At 42.6% G+C, this 23020-nt stretch carries 20 protein-coding genes; 16 read left to right on the top strand and 4 right to left on the bottom strand.

Features of this window, described 5'->3' with window-relative positions:
- The first annotated feature begins 38 nt into the window (after window positions 1-38).
- The 4 genes from AC58PV_RS25070 to AC58PV_RS25055 all read left to right on the top strand — a co-directional run bounded on the left by AC58PV_RS25070 (window position 39) and on the right by AC58PV_RS25055 (window position 7057).
- On the top strand, window positions 39-1286 hold the full coding sequence (locus AC58PV_RS25070) for an NAD(P)/FAD-dependent oxidoreductase (RefSeq protein ID WP_497435305.1): 1248 nt from the start codon (window positions 39-41) through the stop codon (window positions 1284-1286).
- A gap of 81 nt (window positions 1287-1367) precedes the next feature.
- Entirely contained in the window at window positions 1368-3230 is a 1863-nt protein-coding gene (locus tag AC58PV_RS25065) for an FAD-dependent oxidoreductase (RefSeq protein ID WP_497435304.1), read from the top strand.
- A 711-nt stretch (window positions 3231-3941) separates the two neighbouring features.
- Complete coding sequence (locus AC58PV_RS25060; RefSeq protein WP_497435302.1) at window positions 3942-4898, top strand: 3'-5' exoribonuclease YhaM family protein; 957 nt, start codon at window positions 3942-3944, stop codon at window positions 4896-4898.
- Window positions 4899-5149: 251 nt separating this feature from the next.
- Window positions 5150-7057 carry an ATP-binding protein gene (locus AC58PV_RS25055; protein WP_497435301.1) on the top strand — a complete coding sequence of 636 codons (1908 nt, stop codon included), beginning with the start codon at window positions 5150-5152 and terminating at the stop codon, window positions 7055-7057.
- A gap of 41 nt (window positions 7058-7098) precedes the next feature.
- On the opposite strand, the gene AC58PV_RS25050 is transcribed toward AC58PV_RS25055, so the two are convergent.
- From AC58PV_RS25050 to AC58PV_RS25040, 3 genes are all read right to left on the bottom strand, one after another.
- Window positions 7099-7338, bottom strand: a complete 240-nt coding sequence (locus tag AC58PV_RS25050; RefSeq protein ID WP_497435299.1) for an NHLP leader peptide family RiPP precursor — start codon at window positions 7336-7338, stop codon at window positions 7099-7101.
- 74 nt (window positions 7339-7412) lie between these two features.
- On the bottom strand, window positions 7413-8351 hold the full coding sequence (locus AC58PV_RS25045) for a hypothetical protein (RefSeq protein ID WP_497435298.1): 939 nt from the start codon (window positions 8349-8351) through the stop codon (window positions 7413-7415).
- On the bottom strand, window positions 8351-10633 hold the full coding sequence (locus AC58PV_RS25040) for an AraC family transcriptional regulator (RefSeq protein WP_497435297.1): 2283 nt from the start codon (window positions 10631-10633) through the stop codon (window positions 8351-8353). Before AC58PV_RS25040 ends, AC58PV_RS25045 begins: the two co-directional genes overlap by 1 nt.
- 273 nt (window positions 10634-10906) lie before the next feature.
- Here AC58PV_RS25040 and AC58PV_RS25035 point away from each other — a divergent pair, with 273 nt between their 5' ends.
- From AC58PV_RS25035 to AC58PV_RS25000, 8 genes are all read left to right on the top strand, one after another.
- Entirely contained in the window at window positions 10907-11830 is a 924-nt protein-coding gene (locus AC58PV_RS25035; protein ID WP_497435296.1) for an ABC transporter permease, read from the top strand.
- Between the two features lie 12 nt (window positions 11831-11842).
- Window positions 11843-12733 (top strand): carbohydrate ABC transporter permease, encoded by an 891-nt coding sequence (locus tag AC58PV_RS25030; protein WP_068662913.1) that lies wholly within the window; start codon window positions 11843-11845, stop codon window positions 12731-12733.
- A gap of 75 nt (window positions 12734-12808) precedes the next feature.
- The gene (locus AC58PV_RS25025) at window positions 12809-14407 is read left to right on the top strand and encodes an extracellular solute-binding protein (RefSeq protein WP_497435488.1); all 1599 of its coding nucleotides are present in this window, start codon (window positions 12809-12811) and stop codon (window positions 14405-14407) included.
- A gap of 135 nt (window positions 14408-14542) precedes the next feature.
- Entirely contained in the window at window positions 14543-14983 is a 441-nt protein-coding gene (locus AC58PV_RS25020) for a MarR family winged helix-turn-helix transcriptional regulator (RefSeq protein ID WP_497435294.1), read from the top strand.
- Window positions 14984-15022: 39 nt separating this feature from the next.
- Entirely contained in the window at window positions 15023-15943 is a 921-nt protein-coding gene (locus AC58PV_RS25015) for an AEC family transporter (protein WP_497435293.1), read from the top strand.
- A 99-nt stretch (window positions 15944-16042) separates the two neighbouring features.
- Window positions 16043-16345, top strand: a complete 303-nt coding sequence (locus tag AC58PV_RS25010) for a hypothetical protein (RefSeq protein WP_497435292.1) — start codon at window positions 16043-16045, stop codon at window positions 16343-16345.
- Window positions 16346-16380: 35 nt separating this feature from the next.
- Window positions 16381-16749: a DUF423 domain-containing protein gene (locus tag AC58PV_RS25005; RefSeq protein ID WP_497435487.1), complete on the top strand. Its 369-nt coding sequence runs from the start codon at window positions 16381-16383 to the stop codon at window positions 16747-16749.
- Window positions 16750-16859: 110 nt separating this feature from the next.
- Window positions 16860-18719, top strand: a complete 1860-nt coding sequence (locus AC58PV_RS25000) for a putative bifunctional diguanylate cyclase/phosphodiesterase (RefSeq protein ID WP_497435290.1) — start codon at window positions 16860-16862, stop codon at window positions 18717-18719.
- Window positions 18720-18764: 45 nt separating this feature from the next.
- Here the strand turns inward: AC58PV_RS25000 and AC58PV_RS24995 are convergent, their stop codons facing one another.
- Complete coding sequence (locus AC58PV_RS24995) at window positions 18765-19259, bottom strand: hypothetical protein (protein WP_497435289.1); 495 nt, start codon at window positions 19257-19259, stop codon at window positions 18765-18767.
- Window positions 19260-19847: 588 nt separating this feature from the next.
- Between AC58PV_RS24995 and AC58PV_RS24990 the strand changes: the two genes are divergently transcribed.
- From AC58PV_RS24990 to AC58PV_RS24975, 4 genes are all read left to right on the top strand, one after another.
- Window positions 19848-20150 carry a YunC family protein gene (locus tag AC58PV_RS24990; RefSeq protein ID WP_056624253.1) on the top strand — a complete coding sequence of 101 codons (303 nt, stop codon included), beginning with the start codon at window positions 19848-19850 and terminating at the stop codon, window positions 20148-20150.
- A gap of 274 nt (window positions 20151-20424) precedes the next feature.
- Window positions 20425-21165 (top strand): basic amino acid ABC transporter substrate-binding protein, encoded by a 741-nt coding sequence (locus AC58PV_RS24985; RefSeq protein ID WP_497435486.1) that lies wholly within the window; start codon window positions 20425-20427, stop codon window positions 21163-21165.
- Between the two features lie 83 nt (window positions 21166-21248).
- Window positions 21249-21896, top strand: a complete 648-nt coding sequence (locus tag AC58PV_RS24980; RefSeq protein ID WP_497435288.1) for an amino acid ABC transporter permease — start codon at window positions 21249-21251, stop codon at window positions 21894-21896.
- A gap of 1 nt (window position 21897) precedes the next feature.
- Window positions 21898-22629: an amino acid ABC transporter ATP-binding protein gene (locus AC58PV_RS24975; RefSeq protein ID WP_497435287.1), complete on the top strand. Its 732-nt coding sequence runs from the start codon at window positions 21898-21900 to the stop codon at window positions 22627-22629.
- The last annotated feature ends 391 nt before the right edge of the window (window positions 22630-23020 follow it).

The raw sequence follows: 23020 nt of genomic DNA, 5'->3' as shown, positions 1-23020 counted from the left end.
GATAAGCTGAGAGCATTCAGAGTTAGAGGAGGAAGAAAATGTCAAAAACGAACTATGATGTTATTATTATCGGTGCGCGGGTAGCTGGTTCCACGCTGGCTTATGAGTTGTCTAAGGCCGGTTACGAGGTGCTGCTTGTAGATCGAAGTACATTTCCCAGCGATATCCTGTCCACACATAATTTCTTTAACAATTCAGTAGCTATGCTCCGCGAAATGGGGGTATTAGAGCAATTGCTTCAGACAGGTACTCCCTTGTACAAACGGGCCTTTATTCAAATGGATGATATGGTTGTGGATGGGGAATTTCCCGAAGTTGAGGGGGAGAAATATTGTTTATGTGTGCGACGCAAATATTTGGATCAGGTGCTTTTCCAGCATGCATGTAACCAGGAGCGCGTTACCGCTATAGAGGGATTCCGAGTCACGGAGTTGCTGTATCTGGGAGATACAGTGTCGGGGGTCATAGGTATGAATCGCGATGGCAGGGCAGAGCAGTTTACTGCTAAGCTTGTTGTTGGTGCTGACGGCCGTAATTCTACGATACGCAGATTGGTGAACAGTGAAAGGAAATTAGCAGTTCCAACGGACTTCGCTTCGTATGTGGGGTACTTTTCTAATTATCATCAAGAGGGCGAACCCTGTGTGGAATTTTATAAAATCAAAGACAAAATCGCTATTGTTTTTCCTACAACCGATAATCTCTTTGTCATTGGGGTTATGTTTCCTTTGGAGAATAAGGAATGGATTGAGAGATTTCGCAACCATCCAGAAGCAGGCATGCGTGAGTTGGTTGATATAGGGTTCCGTAGCACGACTTTCCCGGAGAGACTCCGAGAATCTTCACTAGCAGAGCCTATAAAAGGGCTGCTCGGCTATGACAATGATTGGTTCCAGGGTATGGGGCCAGGATGGGCTCTCGTGGGGGATAGCCTTTCATTCAAGGATCCTGCGGTTGGGCAGGGGATGCATGATGCGATTTATGGAGCTCGATTATTACGGGATACCTTAGCAGAAACAAGCAAATGGGAAACGAACTGGAGCCAAATGGCAGATCAATACCAGGCAGCAATGGAATCCAAAATGATGTCTCGCTATCACCTAGCGTGCCAAACGACGAAGAATACCCCTGTTACAACGGAACAAACATTGGTCAATCAATTAATAGGCAGCAATTCTGAGGCATCTCGAGCGTTTCTTGGTATTTACAATTATGCCAATGAACCGGAACTGTTACAAATGACAATTATGCAATTGCTTCAGGCTGGGGTTACCTTAGAAGAATAAACCAATTTCCTGTTGGTTTTTTCCTGTAATATGCATACAATAAGGGAAAGTACTTATTCGATGCAGCAGGGTGATGAACTTTTGGAAAAATGGCTAGTGAGTCATATGAAATCGGCATTGATTTCCGGCATTCTCGTTCTTATTACGATCGTTGGCGGAGTGCTCGGCTACTTTGGGTTGCTTCGAGACAGTGATGGGGGATTTACCTTACATACGCATTCGACCTTTGAGCCCGATGTGGTTGTTATGGGAACAGAACTAGAAGGTATGTATCTTGCTCAAAAGGCGAAAAAGGAAGGACTCGACGTATTAATCCTTGAAACGAAAGAGCGACTTGGCGGACAGCTCATTCAGGGAGAGATGCTCTATCTCGATGGGACCTACGATGATGAGGGTACTCCGCTTATGCAAGGCGGGATGAAGGAGCTTTTTCAACAGTACACAGAAGGAAGTATCCGTACGAAAACGGATTTTGCCCATTATTTTCACAAGCTTATTGAAGGCATTCCTGTTGAGAAAAACATCGTGCTAGAAGACTTGAAGGTTTCAGATAAGAAGGTCATTTCACTTGCCTATCAAGACGGTGATGGGAAAAAGAGAATGGTGAAGCCTTCTTATCTTGTTGATAATTCGGATGACGCCGCGTTAATTCGTAAGCTCGATGTACAGCCGCTTCCAGGTTTGGAAGCGCTGTATGGGAGCAAGGAACGCGAATATATGAGTGGCACGTACATGATGAAATTTAAGGGAGTCGATTGGGAGAAATTCCAAAGTCAGTTTTGGAAAATGACGAAGATCGAACGTGCGCATACATTCGGACCCGAAAGTTACGTGAATTCGCACATTGCTTACGGGTTTCCGCCAATAGTATCGGCTTATGAACTGCACAACAAGAATGAGCTTAATCTCCGAGGGTTGAATATTCTGAATCAAGGCAATGGCGAGATCATAATTAACGCGCTTCAAGTATATGGCATCGATCCAAGCCGACAGGAAACAATTGATCGGGGGATGCAGCTCGCCAAAGAGGAAATGCCCTTTATCCGCGATCATTTACGTAAACATATGGCAGGCTTCGAGAGATTGGAACTAAGCGGAGAACCGAATGACTTGTACATCCGTGAGTTTAACCATTATCCAACAGAGTATGTGCTGCAAGCATCTGATGTAATGAGCGGCCGGATGTTCTGGGATAACGTTAGCGTCGGAGGCTATTTCATGGACATTCAAGGTTCGCGCTCCAATCGGGAAGGACTAGCTATTGGGCGCCCGGATAAATATGGCATGCCGCTGCGAAGCTATTTGCTTCAAGATTATGACAACATCGTCACAGCGGGGAAGCTGGTTGGTGCATCTGCTGTAGCATACGGTAGCGCAAGAATTCAGCCGAATGGCGCAATGGCTGGCGAGTCTATAGGCGTGTTGATGGCGCAGATGCAGGGGAGAAGCCTGAAGTCGACGACTCCAGAGGAAATGGCCCAACTGTATAAGCGGATGGAGCAGACTTATCAGATCAAGTTGAACGACCAAGTCGCGAAGAACAAGATTGCTCATCTCTCAGAAGGGGAACGCGCAGAGTTAGACAGCGGAAGGATTACCTTGCTGAAAGGCAATAAAATCGCGCATCATTTGCCTTTTATCCGTATCAGGAATGAAGATCAAACGATCACGTACAATGGGATCAAGCCCATAGTCATCGGGGGCATCCCTTGGGTACCACTCAGTCAAACGTTCCAGAAGCTAGGTCAAGGTGATGCTACGTATGACGAAGAGAATAAGCGCATCCAATACACATTCATGGGTAGGAATGGAACGATTCCTTCGGCAGATGTGCAAGTGCTGAACAATTTCGTACTTGTAAGCTGGGCGAAACTTGCGGAAGAATTAGGCTTCCAGTGGGATTGGAATGAGGCACGTAATGAGGTAATTGTGAGGCGGTTGTGAGAAGGGAAATCAAACTTTGGATTTCTACTTAAAGTTATTGTAGTGTTTGAAAGCCTGCCTGAGCCTCAGCTCAAGCAGGCTTTTTTGGCATTCCTGAAGTCGGTGTCGAGCGGCTTGGGCATGAATAACTGGAATTCCTACAGCTAATTCAAGCGGAATCTTAGCATTTTGTAAAATAACTGGATTTCCTCCCGTTATTTCAACTCATTTTCGGCAAATGGGACTTGTTGAGTCAAATTAGATGTAGGAAATCCATTTAAATGCCCAAAGGGCTAGTTTTACTCGGAAATAGATGTAGGAAATCCAGTTAATCTCAAAACTACTTGCTGAATGTTCAAGACCTAAGCCCACACCAACCCCATCCATAAGCAATAGTCTATTCTATATGGTGTTTGGGAGTGTGTACACAGATGAACATATACAGAACGGATGAATAAGCTGCTGCGCCATTAATACACAGAATGCGACTTGGTTAAATCAATTGATTCGAAGAACAGTAACTAGTCGGAGATTAGTTTCCGTCGAGATTGATTTCTCTGGCTTTTTCCTAGGGTTCAAATATCCAAGAAGTAAGTATGTGTATTTGAACGAAGTTTTTCGTGAGTATGTGATGTGAGCAAGTAGTCAGAAACATAAATTTCTAAATAGACCACTAATCAACTGGGAGCATTTCGTAGTATAATGTTCCTATTGATTATTGGAGGCACACACATGACATTAATTAAACAGTTACAAGCACCAGATGAATTTACAGGTTTCTACTTAATTAAAGAGCTGGAAGTTAAACAAACGAATACAACGCCTGCCAAGGATTTTATGGATATTGTGCTCTGTGATGCGACTGGACAAGTATCTGCTAAAATGTGGGACGTAAGTAGCGCGGATAAAGAGACTTTTTTCCCGATGACTTTGGTCAAAGTACAGGGTCTTGTTCAATTGTATCGTGAACGCTTGCAAGTGAAAATTGCCAAGATTCGCAAAGCACGGCCTGAAGATGGCGTGCAGATTACGGATTTTATCCGTTCAGCACCGATCAGTCCAACTGATTTGATTCATACGATCAACGGCGTGTTGGCGAGTATTACGAATCCAACGATCCAGTCAATCGTTGCATTTTGCGTGGCGAAGGTGGGGGATAAGCTGGACCACTATCCAGCGGCTAAGACACACCATCACGCGTATTTTGCAGGCCTTGCCTATCATATCGTGCGGATGCTTGAGCTTGGTGAGTTTATTTGCAAACAGCGACCATTTCTCAATGCGGACTTGATCAAAGCAGGTATTATCCTTCATGACATTGCCAAACCAGAAGAAATGATTGCTCAGCTTGGTATCGTTTCTGACTATAGTGTGCAAGGGAAGCTTCTTGGTCACATTTCCATGGCGTCCAATTGGATTACGGAGGCTGCGCTGCACCTTGGGTTAGATCTTCAATCCGACCTCGTCATCGGGTTGCAACATATTGTGCTATCTCACCACAACTTGCCGGAGTGGGGAAGTCCAGTGCTGCCGCAGCTGCCGGAGGCAGTTGCACTTCATTACATTGATTCGATGGATGCGAAGCTCCAAATGGTTGAGGATACACTGCTTGTCACACCCGAGTCCGATTCATGGACGCCGATGATTCGCGGTTTAGAAAACAAAGCGATGTATCGCTTGAAGCTATAAGTTCGTGGCGGAAGCCGTTTTCAAGAAGAGTGATCTCCTTGGAAATGGCTTTTTGCATTTATGGTGAAATTTGGAAATCATCCAGAGGTAAAGAAATAGTCCCACGATTAAGCATCGCTTACCAGTTGAAATGTGCGGATCGTTTCATTTTGTTTGTATAATGTTTACTCGGCTAAGAAGGAAAGCACTTCACCCCGTCGAATTCATTTAATGTAAATAACTTACAGTGCATGCGAGGGGAAGGTGAATACATGCAACAATGGCTTCAACAGCATCATCTGCGCTGGAAAATAGGGTTAGTTATCATCCTTGGCTTATTATTTATGGCGAATTATGTGATGGCGGAGCAGCCCGATGGCGTGAAAACGATTCCAAACTGGGAGATGAAGTGGGGGGGGCCCAATGATACAATTCAGGATATCCTATCTTCGAAACAGGAAAATGGATGGATAACGATAGAAAATGGAACTGAGATGCCAGATAAACCAGATAAGGTATCTACGGCTTGGATTCGTATTCAACTACCGAATCAGCTTCCGAAAGATTATGGCATGTTTATTGACGGTATTTATGCACAACAGGTATCGGTTTACATAGGTGATAGATTGCTTAACGAGGTGAAATTTAACTTTCCATACGACGAACAGCGGAGTTTGCTGCCTATTAGTATGGAGGATGGTGGAGGGGATGTCTATTTAAAACTTCAGACGAGCATGGACCGATTAGGCATACATTCCGATATCCGATTAGATCATTATACCTCGCTAACTCGTACATTCATATTTCGTGATTTGCAGAATATTATTCTTGGATTTGCTTTTCTATTCATTGCTGTTATTATGCTAATTTGCTCCCTCTTTCTCAAACAGAAACAACGGACAAGCTGGATCTCACTTAGTCTGATCATTCTCACCTTAGGTACAATCTTTCTCACCTACTCCCCTTTTCTTTATGCGAATTTCACATCTTTGGGTGCTCTAATCGTAAATACTTTTGATGTTTCCTTAGCCGTATTTTTACCATCACTTATTTATTTTTTTGAGAAAATATTCGATAATGGCAAATTTAAATGGATTCGCATGTTCCGGAAATTTCAGATAGGGTATTCAGCATTCTGCCTTATTCTAATGGTACTTAATCAGCTCAATCACTATCAATTTTTAAAAGTATATATGTTTTTCTCACTCACTCTGTTAAGTGTGATTATGATTCTCCAATTTATATTAATTATTGGTTTGTCTATCGTTTATGTGATTCGAGGAAACCGAGAGGCAGTTATTTTCTCTTCAGGCTTCGCTATATTTGCACTCATGGGTGTCTTTGATCTCATACTCTATTACACGAATAATCAAAAGTATCAGTTCTTCTTATGGAAATTTGGTGTGGTTGGATTTATCATTGCACTTATTGTGATCTTGGGCAGGCGTTTCGCTATGAATCAGGAGCAGATGTCGAACTATTCCAAAGAGCTGGAATTCTATAACCATCAATTGCAGCTATCCGAGAAAATGGAGATGATTAGTTCCTTAGCAGCATCGGTCGCCCATGAAGTAAGGAATCCATTACAGGTTACTCGAGGTTTTCTACAACTTGTTGCCGCAAGAACGGATGATAAGAACAAAGAATATATGACGATTGCCATCGAAGAATTAGATCGGGCTTCAGTCATTATTACAGATTTTCTAACATTTGCGAAGCCGCAGCTCGATGAATTAGTAGAATTAAATGTAAGTAAGGAAATTAGTCAGATAGAAGGTATTATCGTCCCTTTAGCAACGCTGAATGGTGGACGAATAATAGTCAATGTTCCTTCTGATTTACACATATGTGGGAATTCATCGAAGCTTAAGCAAATCCTGATCAACATTATTAAGAATAGTATTGAGGCGTTTCAAGCTGATGGACAAATACATATCTGGGCTTATGAGAAGAATGAAGAGGTATTCATACATATCAAGGATAATGGCGAGGGAATTGAGCCCATGCAGCTGAGGAAGTTAGGCGAGCCTTATTACTCAACGAAGTCAAAAGGGACGGGGCTAGGGTTAATGGTGACGTTTCGTTTGATCGAGATCATGAAGGGGCATATCGAGTTTAAAAGCCAAAGATACCAAGGTACAGAAGTGATTATACGTTTCCCCAATGTGACAATAAATTAAGAAAAGGTGTTCCGCTGATTGCGCGGGACACCTTTATTATTTTACCAAACTACTTGGACTGCATTAGAGGCAACAAGAACTTTTGCTGGATTTGTAGGGATTACTAAAACGAATTCTGTCGAAGTTTCTTCAACAGCTTTAACCTTGATGTCTTCAGGTAGTGTAATGTTAAATGCTTGCTTCAGCGCTGCTTTCGGGTTGGCTAGAAGTTGTTGTTTGAACGCTTCATCTTCCCAAGCTTTTTGAATAATTTTGGCCTTAACGCTTTCATTTGTGGACATTTGTAATCACTCCTAGTCATTTGGGTAATTTTTCCTACAAATACAAGTATAGCATATTTAATTCTAATAATCTATCAAATTCTATCAGAATTAGACAAGAAATAGTAGAATCCACCAGAGACTAAAGTCGCTCTTCGTTCTTTGATTTCCTCGGTCTCACGATGAATATTCTGCACGAGTGAGTCATGGAAGGCGAGCAATTGCTCCATCCCTGCGGACAGGCTTAGCAGATGCTCATGATGGGAATCAGCTGTCTTCCCATAATCAGCGAAGAAATCATGGACATAGAGCTGCTGCTTGACCATGTCGTGGGTGAGAATATCGGCAGGTGAAAGACACAAGTGCTTACGGATAGAAGCTAATAAGCAATTATACGATCCATCGACTAGATCCTCTTCCCAGTCAGCCCAATCATCCAACATCTGGAGAGTTACTAGTGTCTGTTCAACGGCTTCCGTCACTACAGGGATGAGATCAGCTTGATTCGCAAGGAGCAGCGCTCCTGTGCTTGCATTTTTAACTGGACTAGCTTTCTTGGCAATTTGAAATTTGTCCCCATGGAAGTAATCCGATTGAAGCTCATTCGTTACACTTTTAGACCACTCAAAGATGTAAGTTTCGTAATAAGCCCAGAAAGGGGAATTAGAAGGAAATAGCTCGCGATAAATGGACAGAAATTGGACATGAAATAAATTTGCGAGCGGTAACTTACTGGCGTGTTCGCCTTTGCTAGCGTCCATAATATCGTCTTGAATGAAGTAATACAGCATGACGAAGATATTCGCGAGAGATAGTTTGTTAAACGACTCTGCAGGCAACTTGCAGATATCTTTCATCCAATACGGAAGAAGATAACATATGTAATTCTTGCTGCTACCTTCGTGCGTAGGGTCAAACTTAGCAAGATAGGCAAGCCCTAGCTGGTCTAAAGGTGAAGGAAATTGGCCTACAGCATCCTTTGCTTCGGCGAAAATTAGATGTAATTGATTCTTGTGGTCATGGAGCCAATGCATTATTCTTCAATCCCTTTCTGTTGGAGAGTAATTTCGTATTTGAGCTGTTTGCGGAAGTCATTCGGCGTAATCCCATTATATTTCTTAAATAAGCGATAGAAATAGGAGTCGCTGGTGAATCCTGTCTTCTCCGCAATATCAGCAACAGATAGCGATGAGTTTAAAAGCAGATCTTTGGACTTGTTCATCCGTACATCTTGAATCACATCGGTAATGGCAGCCATCGTATGCTGCTTATACAAACGACTAATATAGATGGAGGACATGGCGAGCTCATCTGCAATTGAGTTAAGGGACAAGTTCTGATTCGCATAATCCCGATCAATGATATCGTTCATTTTCTTGATCAGCTCGACATGCTTAGAGCTTCGCTTCTCATCCAGCTTTTTCTGAAGCTGCTTGAATACGTCAATGAACTGCACGTTAATTTCTTCGATAATTTCGACATGGGTCAGTGAAGCAACATCGGCATCCAAGTAGAGGGGGAAGGCCAGTGCATGATTCTTGTTGATTGTTGTTAGTACATTATTAACGGTTAAGGTGAGGTGGGAAATGGCCAAATGGACGACCGTGTAAGGGTATAGCGATGTTTCATTCACAATGTCTGTATAAAGCAGTTCGGCCTCCTCGGAATCGCCGGTCATGAGGCAATCGACGAGTTGTTTTTCCTTTTGAGATGGAAATTTGTACTCCTTGGTGCGATACGCGATGATCTCGTCTGACCAAATGATACAACCATGACCTCGAAACAAACGGTGGTAGGATGCCTCCAGCAATTGCTTGTAGAGCTGGAAACACGGTATCGTTTCATCCTGCAACGGGCTTACGGTAATTGAAACGGATAATTTAATGAAGGAAGAGATCGATGATTGCATATTGTGAAGCAACGCAGTGAAAGCAACGGGATCCCATTTGAAATCGGCTTCTTTCGCAGACAGGAGCATAAGGATTTGATCATCCCCCATATCGATGCCTTCCGCGTGAAAGGTGGAAGAGCTGACTTCAGTACCGATATTCATGATGGCATAACGTAACAAGGTAAGTTGATCTTTATACGTGCGAAGGCTTTCTTCATATTTATCAATTTTGATCATAAGAAGCAAAGAAGGATGGTCAATGGCAATTTTGGAACCGAAATAGGTCAATTTCGATTTCAAAGCTTGAGGGTGGTAGGCATCTCGACCTAGCATAATATTTCTCAAGAAATTTTGTCGTAAAATTTGAAGGTTATCTCGCTTTTCGATTTCTAATGTCTTTAAGCTTCGAATGACCTTATCAATGGGACCGAATAATCGCTTGGACATAAAGAACGAAATAAGCAGCCCGACTAGAAGAATACTAAGCGAGATATAAATCGTTTTGAGACGCATGTCTCGGATCTCTTTTGTAATGATGGTGTAAGGAGTTGTTCGAACGTAACGCCATCCTAGGGAATCAGGCGCTGTATACGAAATTAAAGATGGATTGTCATTGACGTTATCGACCAAATAACCAGGCGAAGAAGCATTGGCGATAATCTTCTGGATGTAACTCCTATCCGAATAATTGGAAAGTACAGGATTGGAGCCATCGGTGGAAATCAGAACGCCTTCTTTAGTAATAATAAATTCGTTGCTGGCCCGATTGTTGGCGATTTTTTTCAAAGATTTATTGAAGAATGATTCTGAGATATTCACGACAACGGCAGAGTTCAAGGAATTGTTCAAATTGATCGCATCATAGCACAAATAGGAATAAATCCCGACAGTCGTTGTTTGAAGTGAACTTACATTGGTTGACTTGAAGGTTCTTGGAATTGGCAAGAAAGGAATGTAATCCTGAAAGTGATCGAGGATATCGACCATGCCAGGGTCACCAAGGTTCGCTTTTGTTTGGATACCGCTCTGAAAGTTGTTTGAACTCACGTAGAAAAGCTCTGAGGTTCCGTTATACACATAAATGGAATCGATAAATGGCATCGCTAGCCGGTATAAATTCAATTGGGCCATGCTGCCTTGGACATCATAAATATCAGGTTTATCGTAAAATAACAATTTACTGATTACGAAATCACGATAAATTTGGAAAGATAGGGAAGTTGCGGTTTCCGTAATGGTTCGAATTTCTTGACTCGTTTGGAGCAAGGAGTTGGAATCGGATTCGTACACTTGTTTCAGCGCAATATTGTCGAAGTTGAAATAAAGAATTGTAGAGGAGACAAGCAAGGTAATGACGATGGATAAAACAATACTGAGAAGTATGTTGCGGTACATGAATTTGCTTTCTTGATTTCGAAGTATCAAGCTATCCGTCCCCCCCTTTGGTAAAAAAAGTATATCCCAACTTGATTCGGCTTGCAATGGAATCAGATGGCCCTAGGGCTGAAAATGCACTAGAAACGCCGAATTCTCCATGAAAGTTTACATTGTGCATATGCCGTTAAGGCCGTTATGGGTGGGTTCGTTCATAAATGTTAGTGGATCTTCAGTATCCTTGATGGAATAATTCTGTCTATAATTCGAGTATGGCAACTGACAAGATCAACAAGACATATTAACGCAGGGAGGTTTACCAGCATGATCCGAAAGAAAGGATTTTTCTACGAGTTACACAAAAATAAATTGTTGTTTCTCATGATAGCGCCAACATTAATTTTCTTCTTTATTAATTCGTACGTACCGATGGTTGGGATCTACTTTGCATTTACCCGGTTTGATTTTAATGGAGGACTTTTCGGAAGTCCCTTTGTAGGACTAGCGAATTTCGAATTCTTATGGAAATCAGGCGTGCTGTGGACGCTAACGCGGAATACGGTTGCCTACAACCTGGCATTCATCGTCTTTTTAAATGCGACAGCCATCTTTTGTGCCATTCTATTAAGTGAAATGACAGGAAAGTTCTTTAAGAAACTTACGCAATCCGTGATGTTCTTACCTTATTTTATTTCATTTGTTCTGCTGAATGCAATCGCTTACAACATGTTTAATTATGATACTGGCTTCGTGAATACAACGCTGAAATCCTGGGGATCTAACCCGGTGGACATTTATAACACACCTTCTTCATGGGTTTTCCTGCTGATTATGTTCTATGTTTGGAAAAATGTAGGTTATACCATGGTCATCTATCTTGCTACGATAACGGGGATTAGTGATGAGTATTACGAAGCTGCGACGATTGACGGCGCGAACATTTTTCAGCGGATTTGGTATATTACGGTTCCGATGTTGAAGCCAACCTTCATTATATTGCTTTTATTTGCACTGGGCAGCATTATGAAAGGTCAATTTGATCTCTTCTACCAATTAATTGGGAATAACGGTATCTTGTATAATGCAACCGACATTTTGGATACCTACGTTTTCCGCTCCTTGAAAGTAACGTTTGATATCGGGATGGCGACTTCAGCAGGATTGTTCCAATCGATCTTCGGGTTCGTTCTCATTATGACCGTCAATTATCTGATTAAAAAATCCAACGATGAATATGCACTTTTCTAGGAGGTGAAGCACATGCGTACTAGAGGAATTGATTCAGTTACGTTTAACATTATTGCTTATCTTGTCATTATCGCGTTTTCTGTGATCTGCTTGTTTCCTTTCCTTCTCATCATTTCTGGTTCTCTAACGGACAATGAATCCATTATTAAAGACGGATATCACCTCATACCGAGCGTTTTTTCATTGACAGCTTACAAGGCGGTGCTAACATTCCCTGAGAAAGTTCTGACTGCTTACGGGGTCACGATTTTTGTGACGGTAGTAGGGACGGCGCTCGGGCTGTTCATGATGACGATGGCGGGCTATGTGCTGCAAAGGAAAGATTTTAAATATCGGAATAAGCTTTCCTTCTATATTTACTTTACGACGCTCTTCGGTGGTGGTCTTGTCCCTTGGTACATCATGATGACGAAATATCTGCAGTTAACTGACACGTACGCAGCACTGATATTCCCGGGACTCATGTCTCCCTTTCTTATTATATTAATGCGCAGTTTCATTAAGTCATCGATTCCTGAAGAGTTAACCGAGTCTTCCAAGATTGACGGGGCGAATGATTTCACGATATATTACCGAGTCGTTCTTCCTTTAGCCATGCCCGGGATTGCTACTGTTGGATTATTCCTGGCCTTACATTATTGGAACAGCTGGTTTTCGACATCGCTCTTCATTAATGATCAGAACAAATACGAGCTGCAGTATTTCTTGTATAACATCATTAACACAGCAGCTGCGGTTTCACAGCTCGGGGTCTCTACGGGCGTAACGATGAGTCAGGACATTCCATCCGAATCAACCAAACTTGCGATGGCCATTATCGTAACAGGGCCGATATTATTCCTGTATCCATTCGTTCAACGATTCTTCGTGAAAGGCTTAACCATAGGCGCTGTGAAAGGTTAGAACTGTTACGGAGTTGTTCCGTCAGCTAACATAGATGGTTTCATCCAATTTGATATGAGTACAAATAAAGGGAGGATTCACATGAAAAGTAATGCGAAGAAGATGTACAGTGTGTCAATGGCGTTAGCGCTTGCCGGTTCCGTTGTAGCCGGGTGCAGCAGTTCCACATCCACAAGCTCGCCAAGTCCTTCCGCAGCCCCGGCAACGAAAGCGCCAGAGACTACAGCAGCAGCGACTACAGCTAAGCCAGCAGGATTAGATACTTCGAAGAAAGTGGAATTGCAATTCTACATGTTAGGACCTGCACCGAAAGATCTTCCGATCATTGAAGAAGAAATTAACAAGCTGGCCTTGAAAGATTTGAATGCAACGGTCAAATTCAATTTCACAACATGGACGGATTGGGATCAGAAATATAAGCTGTTATTGTCATCCGGCCAAGCGGTGGATTTGATCTTCACAGCAGAATGGACACAATACCAGTCCTATGCCAAAAAAGGGGCTTTCCTAGCGCTGGATGAATTGCTTCCCAAAGCCGCACCGAAATTAAATAGCTTCGTACCGAAGGATATGTGGGAAGCGGTCAAAATCGATGGCAAAATCTACACGGTTCCTGCTACGTACAAAGAGTATGTAACAACTGGCTTCATCTGGCGTGAAGATCTCAGAGAGAAATTCAATTTACCGAAACCGGATTCCCTTGCTAATTTCGAAGCGTATTTAGCAGGTATTAAGAAGAATGTGCCTGATATGGTGCCGCTGGCAGCGAATAGTGACGTAAAAGGCAGCCTCTCTGATCAATACAAGAATCTGACGATCGATCCGATTGGAGCTGTTCCATATGGCTTGAACATCGGGTATAAGACGCCATCAGAGGTTAGCTTGTATTGGGGTTCAACAGAGCACTTAAATGAGTTGAAAGCCATGAAGAAATGGCAGGATGCTGGCTATATTACGAAGAACGTTCTGAACACGAAAGATGCAATGACAGATCTAATTACGAGTGGTAAAGCAGCAGCGAACTTAGGAGATAACCCTAGCCGTTTCAATGATCAAAAGTTGAAAATTGCATCTACCCACCCAGATTGGAAGCTTGAGTACTACCCTGCGCCAATGATTAAAGGCCATGCCGAGCCCGTTCACCCGATTCACAATGGCTTCGCGATTCCAAAAAGCTCTAAAAATGCGGAGCGTGCACTTGCTTTTTACGAAAAAATGGTAACGGACAAAACGTACAATCAATTGACTGAGTACGGAATCTTAGGCAAAAACTATACAGTAGATAATGGATACTACACCATGATCGGTGACACGAACAGCAATGGTTTCCCTAGAGAAGCTATGCAGGGTTGGGCTTGGAGAAATCCTGAGTTTATGTTATTCGATAAAGGATACGATGGCGTGAAGAAGATCTTCGCTGATCTAGATAAAATTGCAACACCTGATAAATACACAGGTTTCGCAGAAGATTATACGAGTTATCAAGCAGAAAGAGCAGCATTAGAGCAAGTGGAGAAACAATATCTGTATCCACTCGAAGCAGGACTCGTTGCGGATGTTGAAGGCGGACTGAAAACATTTATGGAAAAAGCAAAAGTGGCAGGACTTGATAAAATTCAAGCAGAGTATAAGAAACAATGGTTAGAGTACGTGAAAAGTCAAAATATTAAATAAGTAAACTTGTCAAACGCGGATGTGCGCCCTACGGATGGGAGCTCATCCGCGTTTTGTATTGACAGTCGGGCGCTTTTTGTTTAAATTGGAAGCAAATCGATTGTTTACAATACGACGGAAGGAAAGGAAACGACGATGAGCAGCAGTGAATTTTTGAAGCTGGAGAATCAGCTTTGTTTCAGTCTCTATGCCAGCTCCAGAGCGATTACCCGTATGTATCGCCCTCTTCTAGAGGAGCTTGGTATCACATATCCACAATACTTGGTACTGCTTGTGCTCTGGGAGCAAAAGGAGAGTACCGTGAAGGAGCTTAGTGAAAAGCTCGACCTGGATTCGGGTACATTGACTCCGATGCTCAAACGAATGGAAACGCAGAAGTTGCTTGTCCGGAACCGTTCGCAGGAAGATGAGCGGGTAGTTGTTATACGCATCACTGAAGCCGGTTTAGCTCTCTATGATCAGGCGTTATGCATTCCGCAAACATTGTTCGCTTCGAGCGGTCTATCGCCGGAAGAAATTGTAAATTTTAACGCACAATTGAAACGAATCATCACAAGTGTTAATGCCACCATGTAAGGAGCATCATGGGGATTCTCGATGAATTGAGGCTTGGAAATGAATTATTTCGCGTATATCTTAATTAATAATATTGTTCCGATTTGTATCATGATCGCGGTTGGCGTGACCATGTATCGCGCCTTTCAGATTGACATTCGAACACTCTCAAAGCTCAATTTCTATGTGTTTTCACCAGCGCTGGTTTTTGTAAAGCTGTATGAATCCGAAATGAGTCTCTCGATTCTCATGCAGGTACTCCTATTCTTTGTTATTTTCTTCAGCCTTCTATTTGCCACGATTGAAGTGATTATCCGCATTCAGAAGCTGCAGCGCGGGATGCGGATCGCCATGCGGAATAGCGTTATCTTCTATAATAGTGCGAATTATGCGCTGCCGCTTAATCAAACTGTATTCGCTGGCAATGCTTATACACTCGCTATCCAGATTGTTATTATGATTATGCAGACGCTCATCCCTAATACTTACGGGATATATACGTTAAATGCACATAAGGCTTCTTGGAAAGCAACTATGAAAACGATTCTTTCGTTACCCGTCATATATGCCATTCCAATTGCTCTCCTGTTGCGTTATTATCATGTGCCAGTACCATCTTCGATCAACATTCCGCTGAACTACATTGCAAATGCCTTTATGGCCACAGCGCTGTTGACGTTAGGTGTACAGCTTGGCGCCATGAAATGGACATTTCAGTTCTCAAATGTCTTATTGTCGAATATGTTGCGGTTGGCAATCGGTCCACTGTTAGGGTTTCTGGTTGTATGGATGTTGGGGATTGAAGGATTGACCGCGAAGGCGTTGGTTCTGTCCTGCGCAGTTCCTACTTCATTAAGTAGTGTACTCCTTGCCATTGAGTATGAGAATGAGGCTGAGTTTTCTTCGCAAGCCGTGTTTACTTCGACATTATTCAGCATGGTTACGATACCGATTGTCATCTATTTATTGGATTTTATGTGAACATGATGGGGAATCATAAAAAATAGCAGGAATATCGACATTTTTTGGCGAATGGGTACATATACCTAAACACATCCAATCCAAGGGGGAGTTTTTACGATGAGATACCAATTTTGCCAGTACGTTACGATTGTCGATATGAATGATGAGATTATGTCCGAGGTAGTATTTGAACATGGAGAATTTGAATCCAACGCTGTCTCGATTGGTTCTTCCGTTCTGATTCACCAGCTAGGTTTAAAGCAGTTTGACGTTGTTTATGACAAGCGTGAAGGCAAGACAATTCGTTATAAGATTGAAGATATTGAAGTGAATTTGATCGAGCAGCCTACCGTTACGCGTGTTTTCTTGGAGCCGGTTCGTTTAATTGTAGGTCAACATGATATTGGTGAAGTCGAGTAGTTCATCACAGCAAGGAAAGGAAATGTAGTCTCATGATGAAATTGTTTTTGATTCTCGGAAGCTTGAATGCTTTCCTATCTGTCGCGTTAGGTGCATTTGGTGCCCATATTCTAAAAGCCAAAATTCCCGATAAGATCGATGTATTTCAAACAGGCGTTCATTATCACATGATTCACGCGATTGGTTTACTCGTGATCGCACTGCTCTCGGACAAGCTAGGAAATACTTCGTTGGTGAATGCCTCTGGATGGGCAATCTTCATCGGCATTATCTTGTTCTCTGGCAGTTTGTATGGGTTAAGCTTGACGGGGATTAAGGCCTTCGGTCCCATAACGCCACTAGGTGGATTAAGCTTTCTTGTCGGCTGGATCCTGCTTGCTATTGCAGCTTTTAAAATAAATTAGCAAAATGAGCCGGAGAAATCTGGCTCTTTTTCGCATTTCATGGCAAGTTAGCAGGAAATGGCACAACCATTGTAGAAATTGAACATACACGTATAGAAGGGGGCGAATTCGTGAACAATCGGCTCTATATTGGCGTATATGTCGTCGTAGCCATATGTGCTAGCATTTTCGTAAAGCCGTACGCCCCATGGATTTGTCTCTTGGGTGCACTCGCATTGCTTTATACATTGCGTACTAAGCAATCGCTGCGCCAACCGTACATATCTAAGGAACTTCCGAGAGATCATGCGTATCTGAGTGTACTGGATTCGCTATTTGAACATAACCCCAATGCGATTGGGATTTTCAATGATGAGGGTAAATTCATTCGCATGAATCAAGCGGCGGAATCGATTTTGGGATACCCGGTTGCAGATTTATTGCATCAACCTTTTACGAAGATTGTAACGGAAGAACAATTGGAGCATACCAAGCGGCAATTGCAGCAAAGTCGCGATGGCGTTCCGTACACGTTTGATACCGCGGTGCTGCACCAGCGGGGATATCGCGTCGATTTGCATGTAACAGCGGTTCCTGTCGATATTCATCACCATGCCAAAGGGAACATTTTGATTTGTCAGGACATTACAGAACGTAAACGTGGTGATGAGCAAGTCCGATATATGGCCTATTATGACGACATGACGGGACTGCCGAATCGACGCTTGTTTAAAGATCATTTGAACGAGCGGCTTCGTTTGTGTAAAGAGGATGGACATAAGGTCGCAGTATTTTATCTGGATATTGATCGCTTCAAACTTGTCAACGATAGCTTTGGGCATGACTATGGCAACATGCTGCTGCTGCAACTCGCAGAGCGGTTCACCCGTTGTTTAACCACTGAAGATTTCCTCGCGCGTACGGAAGGTGACGAGTTTGCCTTTTTTTATCCCAATGTGGAAGATGGGAATGATGTGATGACCGTCATCGCCGAAATTAATCGTGTCCTCGAGAAACCATTTCTGCTTGAACAATATGAGTTGCATGTCACGGCAAGCATTGGTGTCGCCATTTCCTCGGAGGATACAACCGAGGCAGATGATTTGATGAAATATGCGGATATTGCCTTAGCTAGGGCCAAAGAGAAGGGGAGAAACGATTTTCAGATCTTCAATTCGGACATGAAGTCGGTTTCTCTTAATCGTTTGAAGCTGGAGAATGAGCTGCGCAGAGCGTTAGCCAATGAAGAATTCGTCCTGTACTATCAACCGCAGGTGGACATAGGCTCGGGGCGGATTGTAGGTGTGGAAGCATTAATCCGGTGGAATCACCCAGATAAAGGGATGGTTATGCCTTCTCATTTTATCCCATTAGCGGAAGAAAGTGGATTGATCGTTCCCATTGGGGAGTGGGTACTCCGCGCAGCATGTAAACAAAATAAAACTTGGCAGACCGAAGGGTATGACCCTATTCCGATTTCTGTGAACTTATCCATGAGACAATTTTTCCAGCATAATTTAATTGGGAAAATAAGCCGCGTGCTTGAACAGACAGAGCTTGACCCGCAATATTTGGAGTTGGAAATAACCGAAAGTATGACGATGGATGTGGATTATGCGATTCAATCCCTTCTTGAACTGAAAGAGCTTGGTGTGAATGTGAGTATCGACGACTTCGGTACAGGCTATAGCTCGCTTTATTATCTCAAAAAATTTCCGATAGATAAGCTGAAGATTGACCGCTCCTTCGTTCGCGATATCATGATAGATCCGAATGATGCTGCTATTGTCGCGACCATTATCGCCATGACACACCATTTAAATTTGAAGGTAATTGCAGAAGGTGTAGAGACCGAAGATCAGTTGGAGTTCTTGTATCAGAATCGATGCTATGAAGTCCAGGGCTATTGGTTTAGTCCTCCAGTCGATCGCATAGAGCTGGAATATATGCTAAAGCATGGCATATCTGTTGCAGCGGCATCAAGCGAATAGAAAAAGGTACCCAAGCAGATGGTTAGCAAGGGTACCTTTATTTTTTTAAGTTGTTGCCACGTAATCGTCGATTTCATTTAACTTAAACAGATAGACCTTTTTTTCATCAACATGATAGACAGTCACATTCTGGCTGCTTGCGTCGAAATTGAGGATGCGACAAGGGAGGTTCAGCTTAATACCTTGCGCTTTGACTACCGTCAAACGGATCAAGGTATTGTTCGTTTTGAATCTCTCTAGCTGCTCGACAATAGGATTGGCGGCTTCAGATTGATTCGTTCTGGCAGCAGCAGCAGGCGTAGGAACGACAGGCTTTTTATTTGTATGTAAGGAATCAGGAATTCCTTGTTTCTTATTTAATTCAATAAGTTGGCCTAGTTGTATGCCTTTAAGAATTTGATAATCTTTGACCGTGTCTACATTTAATAAATGAAGTAGCTTTTCCATTGCCAGGCCATTGGTTCCATCTTCTATTAAAATCTCTACGGTGAATAGATGTCCATTCTTCGGACTTGTGTTTGGATCCCGTGGGTTCATCATAGTCTCCTAACTGCACTGAAATCGCACTCAACATTACTATATCATGATATCATGAGCAAATGTAGCCTCGTTTTCGAGCAGAAAAAATAAATCGTTGTTGAGATTAAAATGGATCGAAGCAAAAGCCATTCTCAAAGAAGCAGAAGAGGAATATGAATGATTGGTACGTTAATAAAAATCCAGTATACTTAACAAATTTTGAAGAAGGCAGGGTGCGCTATGAAATGGATTGTCCTTGTTATCCTCCTATTGAGTGTGCTTCTTCTGGTGTATAGACTTACTTTCAAAATTAGAAATAAGGTTGAGACGACGAAGATCATTCAGATGTCCCTCTACGGGAAGAAAGTTTCCAAAGTGAACAAGCAATTGTGTTCATTTTGCCGAAAAAAGGAAAGAAAACTAAGTTTCTATTCAGATGAACAAGGAAGAGTTGTTGGCGTTTGTCAGGTATGCAGACCTCAAGCTGAGCGGAGAGCATTAATGAGGCTGTGAATAGAAAAACACATAGAATCTTTACAGTGACCTCACACCGTACTAGCCGCAGGCGCATATACTACCGTAAGACTGCGAAGAGGAGCTGTGCAGAGCATGATGCGCGTAGAACCCATTCTTCTTGAAGGACATACAGCAATCGCGATAGAGGTAAAATTGCCGAAAACGACCTTGCTAGTGGTGACGACGGATAAAGGTTATATTATGTGTGGCGCCCTCGATGTGGCGCTGCTCAACGAGCGATTAAGTGACAGGAATATTGTAGCGGCGCGAGCCACTGGGGTTCGAACGATCGAGGAGCTATTGGAAGCACCGCTTGAATCAGTAACCTATACGGCTGAAGACCTGGGCATTGTAGCTGGGATGACAGGAAGAGAAGCGATACTTAAAATGATGTAAGAGGGATGCATCAGCAAACACGAGCGCTTGGGTCTAAGACCTGAGCGTTTTTTTGTTTTAGGAAAAATCACAAAGCTATTTCAGCTATTTGTGCATGAAACTGAAAATGAAATTTATATCGCACTTCCTGCAATTTCCTAGCTTTTTTTATGCATAAAAGTGTTGTTATTTTATTGACCAAGTGTTAATATATGATTCGTCCAATACATAGAACGGGGGAAAAATGATGAAAAAGTTAATGATTTCTGTGGTAGCAGCAGCTTTAGTTTTAACTATGGCAGGTTGTGGCTCGAAAGATAGTGGTGGTACGAAAGTTAAATTTGCAACAGATGCAGCTTATGCACCGATGGAATATATGGATAAAGATAAGGTGGCAGGTTTCGATATTGACTTCCTTGCTGAAGTGATGAAAGAAGCGGGTCTATCATATAGTGTCACGAACACGGGTTGGGATACAATGTTGACGAGTGTTCAACAAGGTAAAGAATATCAAGCAGGTATTTCCAGCGTATCCATCACGGATGAGCGTAAACAAACGTATGATTATTCAGCTCCTTATTTCGAATCCACGAACATGATTCTTGTTAAAGAAGGCAGTCCGATCAAAACTGCACTGGATTTGAAAGATAAGAAAGTAGCGGTTCAAATCTCTACGACTGCGGATACGCTAATGACGAAAATTATGGGTGGGGATAATAAGTCCCTGAAACGTATGGATAACAACACACTTGCTCTGATGGAGCTTGAAAGTAATGGCGTTGACGCGGTTGTAGCGGATATTGCTATTATTCGTGAATATGTTAAAAATAATCCAAACAAAAAATTCGTTACGATCGCTGACGCGAAAAACTTCGAATCCGAATACTATGGTATCTTGCTTCCTAAAGGCAGTGATTTGAAAGCTAAGTTGGATCCAGCGATTAAGAAAGTAATTGAGAATGGCAAATATGCAACTGTGTACAAAAAATGGTTCGGTCAAGAGCCAGATACGAAGAAATTGCTCGATCAAAAATAAAAGTTCAAGGGCATGCGTGACTTAACCTTACGCATGCTTTTCTTCTGTGAGTAGCAAAATAATGAATGGAAAGGAAGTGTGGAATGGATTTTCGCTTTGATATCATTCTTGATTATGTCCCTTTACTGCTGAAAGGTACGCTATGGACAATTGGTATTTCCATTCTCTCCATCTGTTTCGGGTCTGTCTTGGGTCTTGCAGTTGGTTTAGGTAAAATGTCACACCGCGGCTATCTGAGATGGCCGACAAGTATATATGTTAACTTCTTCCGGGGCACGCCGTTGTTAGTTCAAATCTTGCTTGTCCATTTTGGCGTAGTGCCTTTATTCCTAGGGGAGACGAACCCGATTATCGCTTCAATTGTGGCATTGTCTCTGAATTCCGCGGGATATATGGCGGAGATTTTCCGTGCAGGTATACAATCCATTGATAAAGGTCAGACGGAAGCTGCTCATTCATTAGGCATGACGCACTTCCAAACGATGAAATCAGTTATTTTACCACAAGCGATCAAACGGATGATTCCACCTTTCGGGAATGAATTTATTGTACTTATCAAGGATTCCTCGTTGTTCGCCATTATCGCCGCACCTGAGTTGATGTATTGGTCGAATGCGATGCGAAGCCAATATTTCAAAGTGTGGGAGCCGTATTTGACAGCTGCACTTATTTATTTCATTCTTACTTACTCTCTTAGCAAGCTTCTTGGCTATATCGAAAGGAGAGTATAATATGACGGCACTAATTGAAGTAAAGAACCTGAAAAAAGCGTTCGGAGATAACGTTGTTCTTCGTGACATTAGTACGCAAATTCAGCACCAAGAGGTTTTGGTTGTCATTGGACCATCGGGTTCTGGGAAATCGACATTTCTACGATGCTTGAACTTATTGGAGCAGCCTAACGGTGGAACGATCACGATAGATGGCCGCAATCTCATGGATCCTGCTAACAAAATCAATGAGATCCGCATGGAACTAGGGATGGTCTTTCAGCGGTTTCATCTATTCCCGCACATGAAGGTTATTGATAATATTATGCTAGCACCGCTTCAGGTAAGGAAATGGCCGGAGGATAAAGCAAGGAAGAAAGCCTTGGAGCTATTGGCTAAGGTGGGACTCGCTGATAAAGCAAATGCGCTTCCGGATTCATTATCAGGTGGTCAGGCGCAGCGCGTTGCGATTGCACGTGCACTTGCGATGGAGCCGAAGATCATGCTGTTCGATGAACCGACATCGGCGCTTGATCCTGAGATGGTAGGCGAAGTGCTTGCGGTAATGAAACAGTTGGCCAAAGAAGGCATGACGATGGTTGTCGTGACCCATGAAATGGGATTCGCCCGTGAAGTGGGCGACCGCGTCATGTTCATGGAGCAAGGTGTTATAATCGAGGAAGGCAGCCCGCAACAAATTTTTGAGGCACCTACGCAGGAACGTACGAAGTCGTTTTTGTCCAAAGTACTATAGTGGTTATGTGAGTAGGCTCGCGCTTAGCGCGGGCTTTTTTGTAATTGTGGATGAAAATAGACAATAGAGCGGGGATGTTGGTGCGCGGGGGCTTGGTTTTGCAAATAAATGGATTTTATGTAGTATATTTGACGTATTTTCTGTTGAAATCGAGAATAGATGGAAAACCTACAGTTATTTTTAACCATTCTACTCAATCTGAGCAAAAGTGGCAGTATTAGCTACATATTTTACAGTTAATTCGAGTTAGCGAGTGATTTTCACGAAAATAACTGGATAATTTCAGGCTGTCGAGAAAGTCTCGGCAGCCTAAGTTTCTTCATCTATTTCACCACATTACCGCGTTAATTTGATATAATATAGGTATACTCTTGAAAGTGGTGATCTCTTT

This window comes from Paenibacillus sp. J22FR83 (genome assembly GCF_059691955.1).
Note: the sequence above shows the minus strand (reverse complement) of the source record. Positions and strands in the feature narration are given on the sequence as shown.

Bases quoted from the DNA above. Each gene is read 5' to 3' on its own strand.
- AC58PV_RS25070 (WP_497435305.1), top strand. From the start codon at position 39: ATGTCAAAAACGAACTATGATGTTATTATTATCGGTGCGCGGGTAGCT.
- AC58PV_RS25055 (WP_497435301.1), top strand. From the start codon at position 5,150: ATGCAACAATGGCTTCAACAGCATCATCTGCGCTGGAAAATAGGGTTA.
- AC58PV_RS25045 (WP_497435298.1), bottom strand. From the start codon at position 8,351: ATGCATTGGCTCCATGACCACAAGAATCAATTACATCTAATTTTCGCC.
- AC58PV_RS24990 (WP_056624253.1), top strand. From the start codon at position 19,848: ATGATGCGCGTAGAACCCATTCTTCTTGAAGGACATACAGCAATCGCG.
- AC58PV_RS25050 (WP_497435299.1), bottom strand. From the start codon at position 7,338: ATGTCCACAAATGAAAGCGTTAAGGCCAAAATTATTCAAAAAGCTTGG.
- AC58PV_RS25060 (WP_497435302.1), top strand. From the start codon at position 3,942: ATGACATTAATTAAACAGTTACAAGCACCAGATGAATTTACAGGTTTC.
- AC58PV_RS24975 (WP_497435287.1), top strand. From the start codon at position 21,898: ATGACGGCACTAATTGAAGTAAAGAACCTGAAAAAAGCGTTCGGAGAT.
- AC58PV_RS25020 (WP_497435294.1), top strand. From the start codon at position 14,543: ATGAGCAGCAGTGAATTTTTGAAGCTGGAGAATCAGCTTTGTTTCAGT.
- AC58PV_RS25010 (WP_497435292.1), top strand. From the start codon at position 16,043: ATGAGATACCAATTTTGCCAGTACGTTACGATTGTCGATATGAATGAT.
- AC58PV_RS24980 (WP_497435288.1), top strand. From the start codon at position 21,249: ATGGATTTTCGCTTTGATATCATTCTTGATTATGTCCCTTTACTGCTG.
- AC58PV_RS25030 (WP_068662913.1), top strand. From the start codon at position 11,843: ATGCGTACTAGAGGAATTGATTCAGTTACGTTTAACATTATTGCTTAT.
- AC58PV_RS25005 (WP_497435487.1), top strand. From the start codon at position 16,381: ATGAAATTGTTTTTGATTCTCGGAAGCTTGAATGCTTTCCTATCTGTC.
- AC58PV_RS25035 (WP_497435296.1), top strand. From the start codon at position 10,907: ATGATCCGAAAGAAAGGATTTTTCTACGAGTTACACAAAAATAAATTG.
- AC58PV_RS25015 (WP_497435293.1), top strand. From the start codon at position 15,023: ATGAATTATTTCGCGTATATCTTAATTAATAATATTGTTCCGATTTGT.
- AC58PV_RS24985 (WP_497435486.1), top strand. From the start codon at position 20,425: ATGGCAGGTTGTGGCTCGAAAGATAGTGGTGGTACGAAAGTTAAATTT.
- AC58PV_RS24995 (WP_497435289.1), bottom strand. From the start codon at position 19,259: ATGATGAACCCACGGGATCCAAACACAAGTCCGAAGAATGGACATCTA.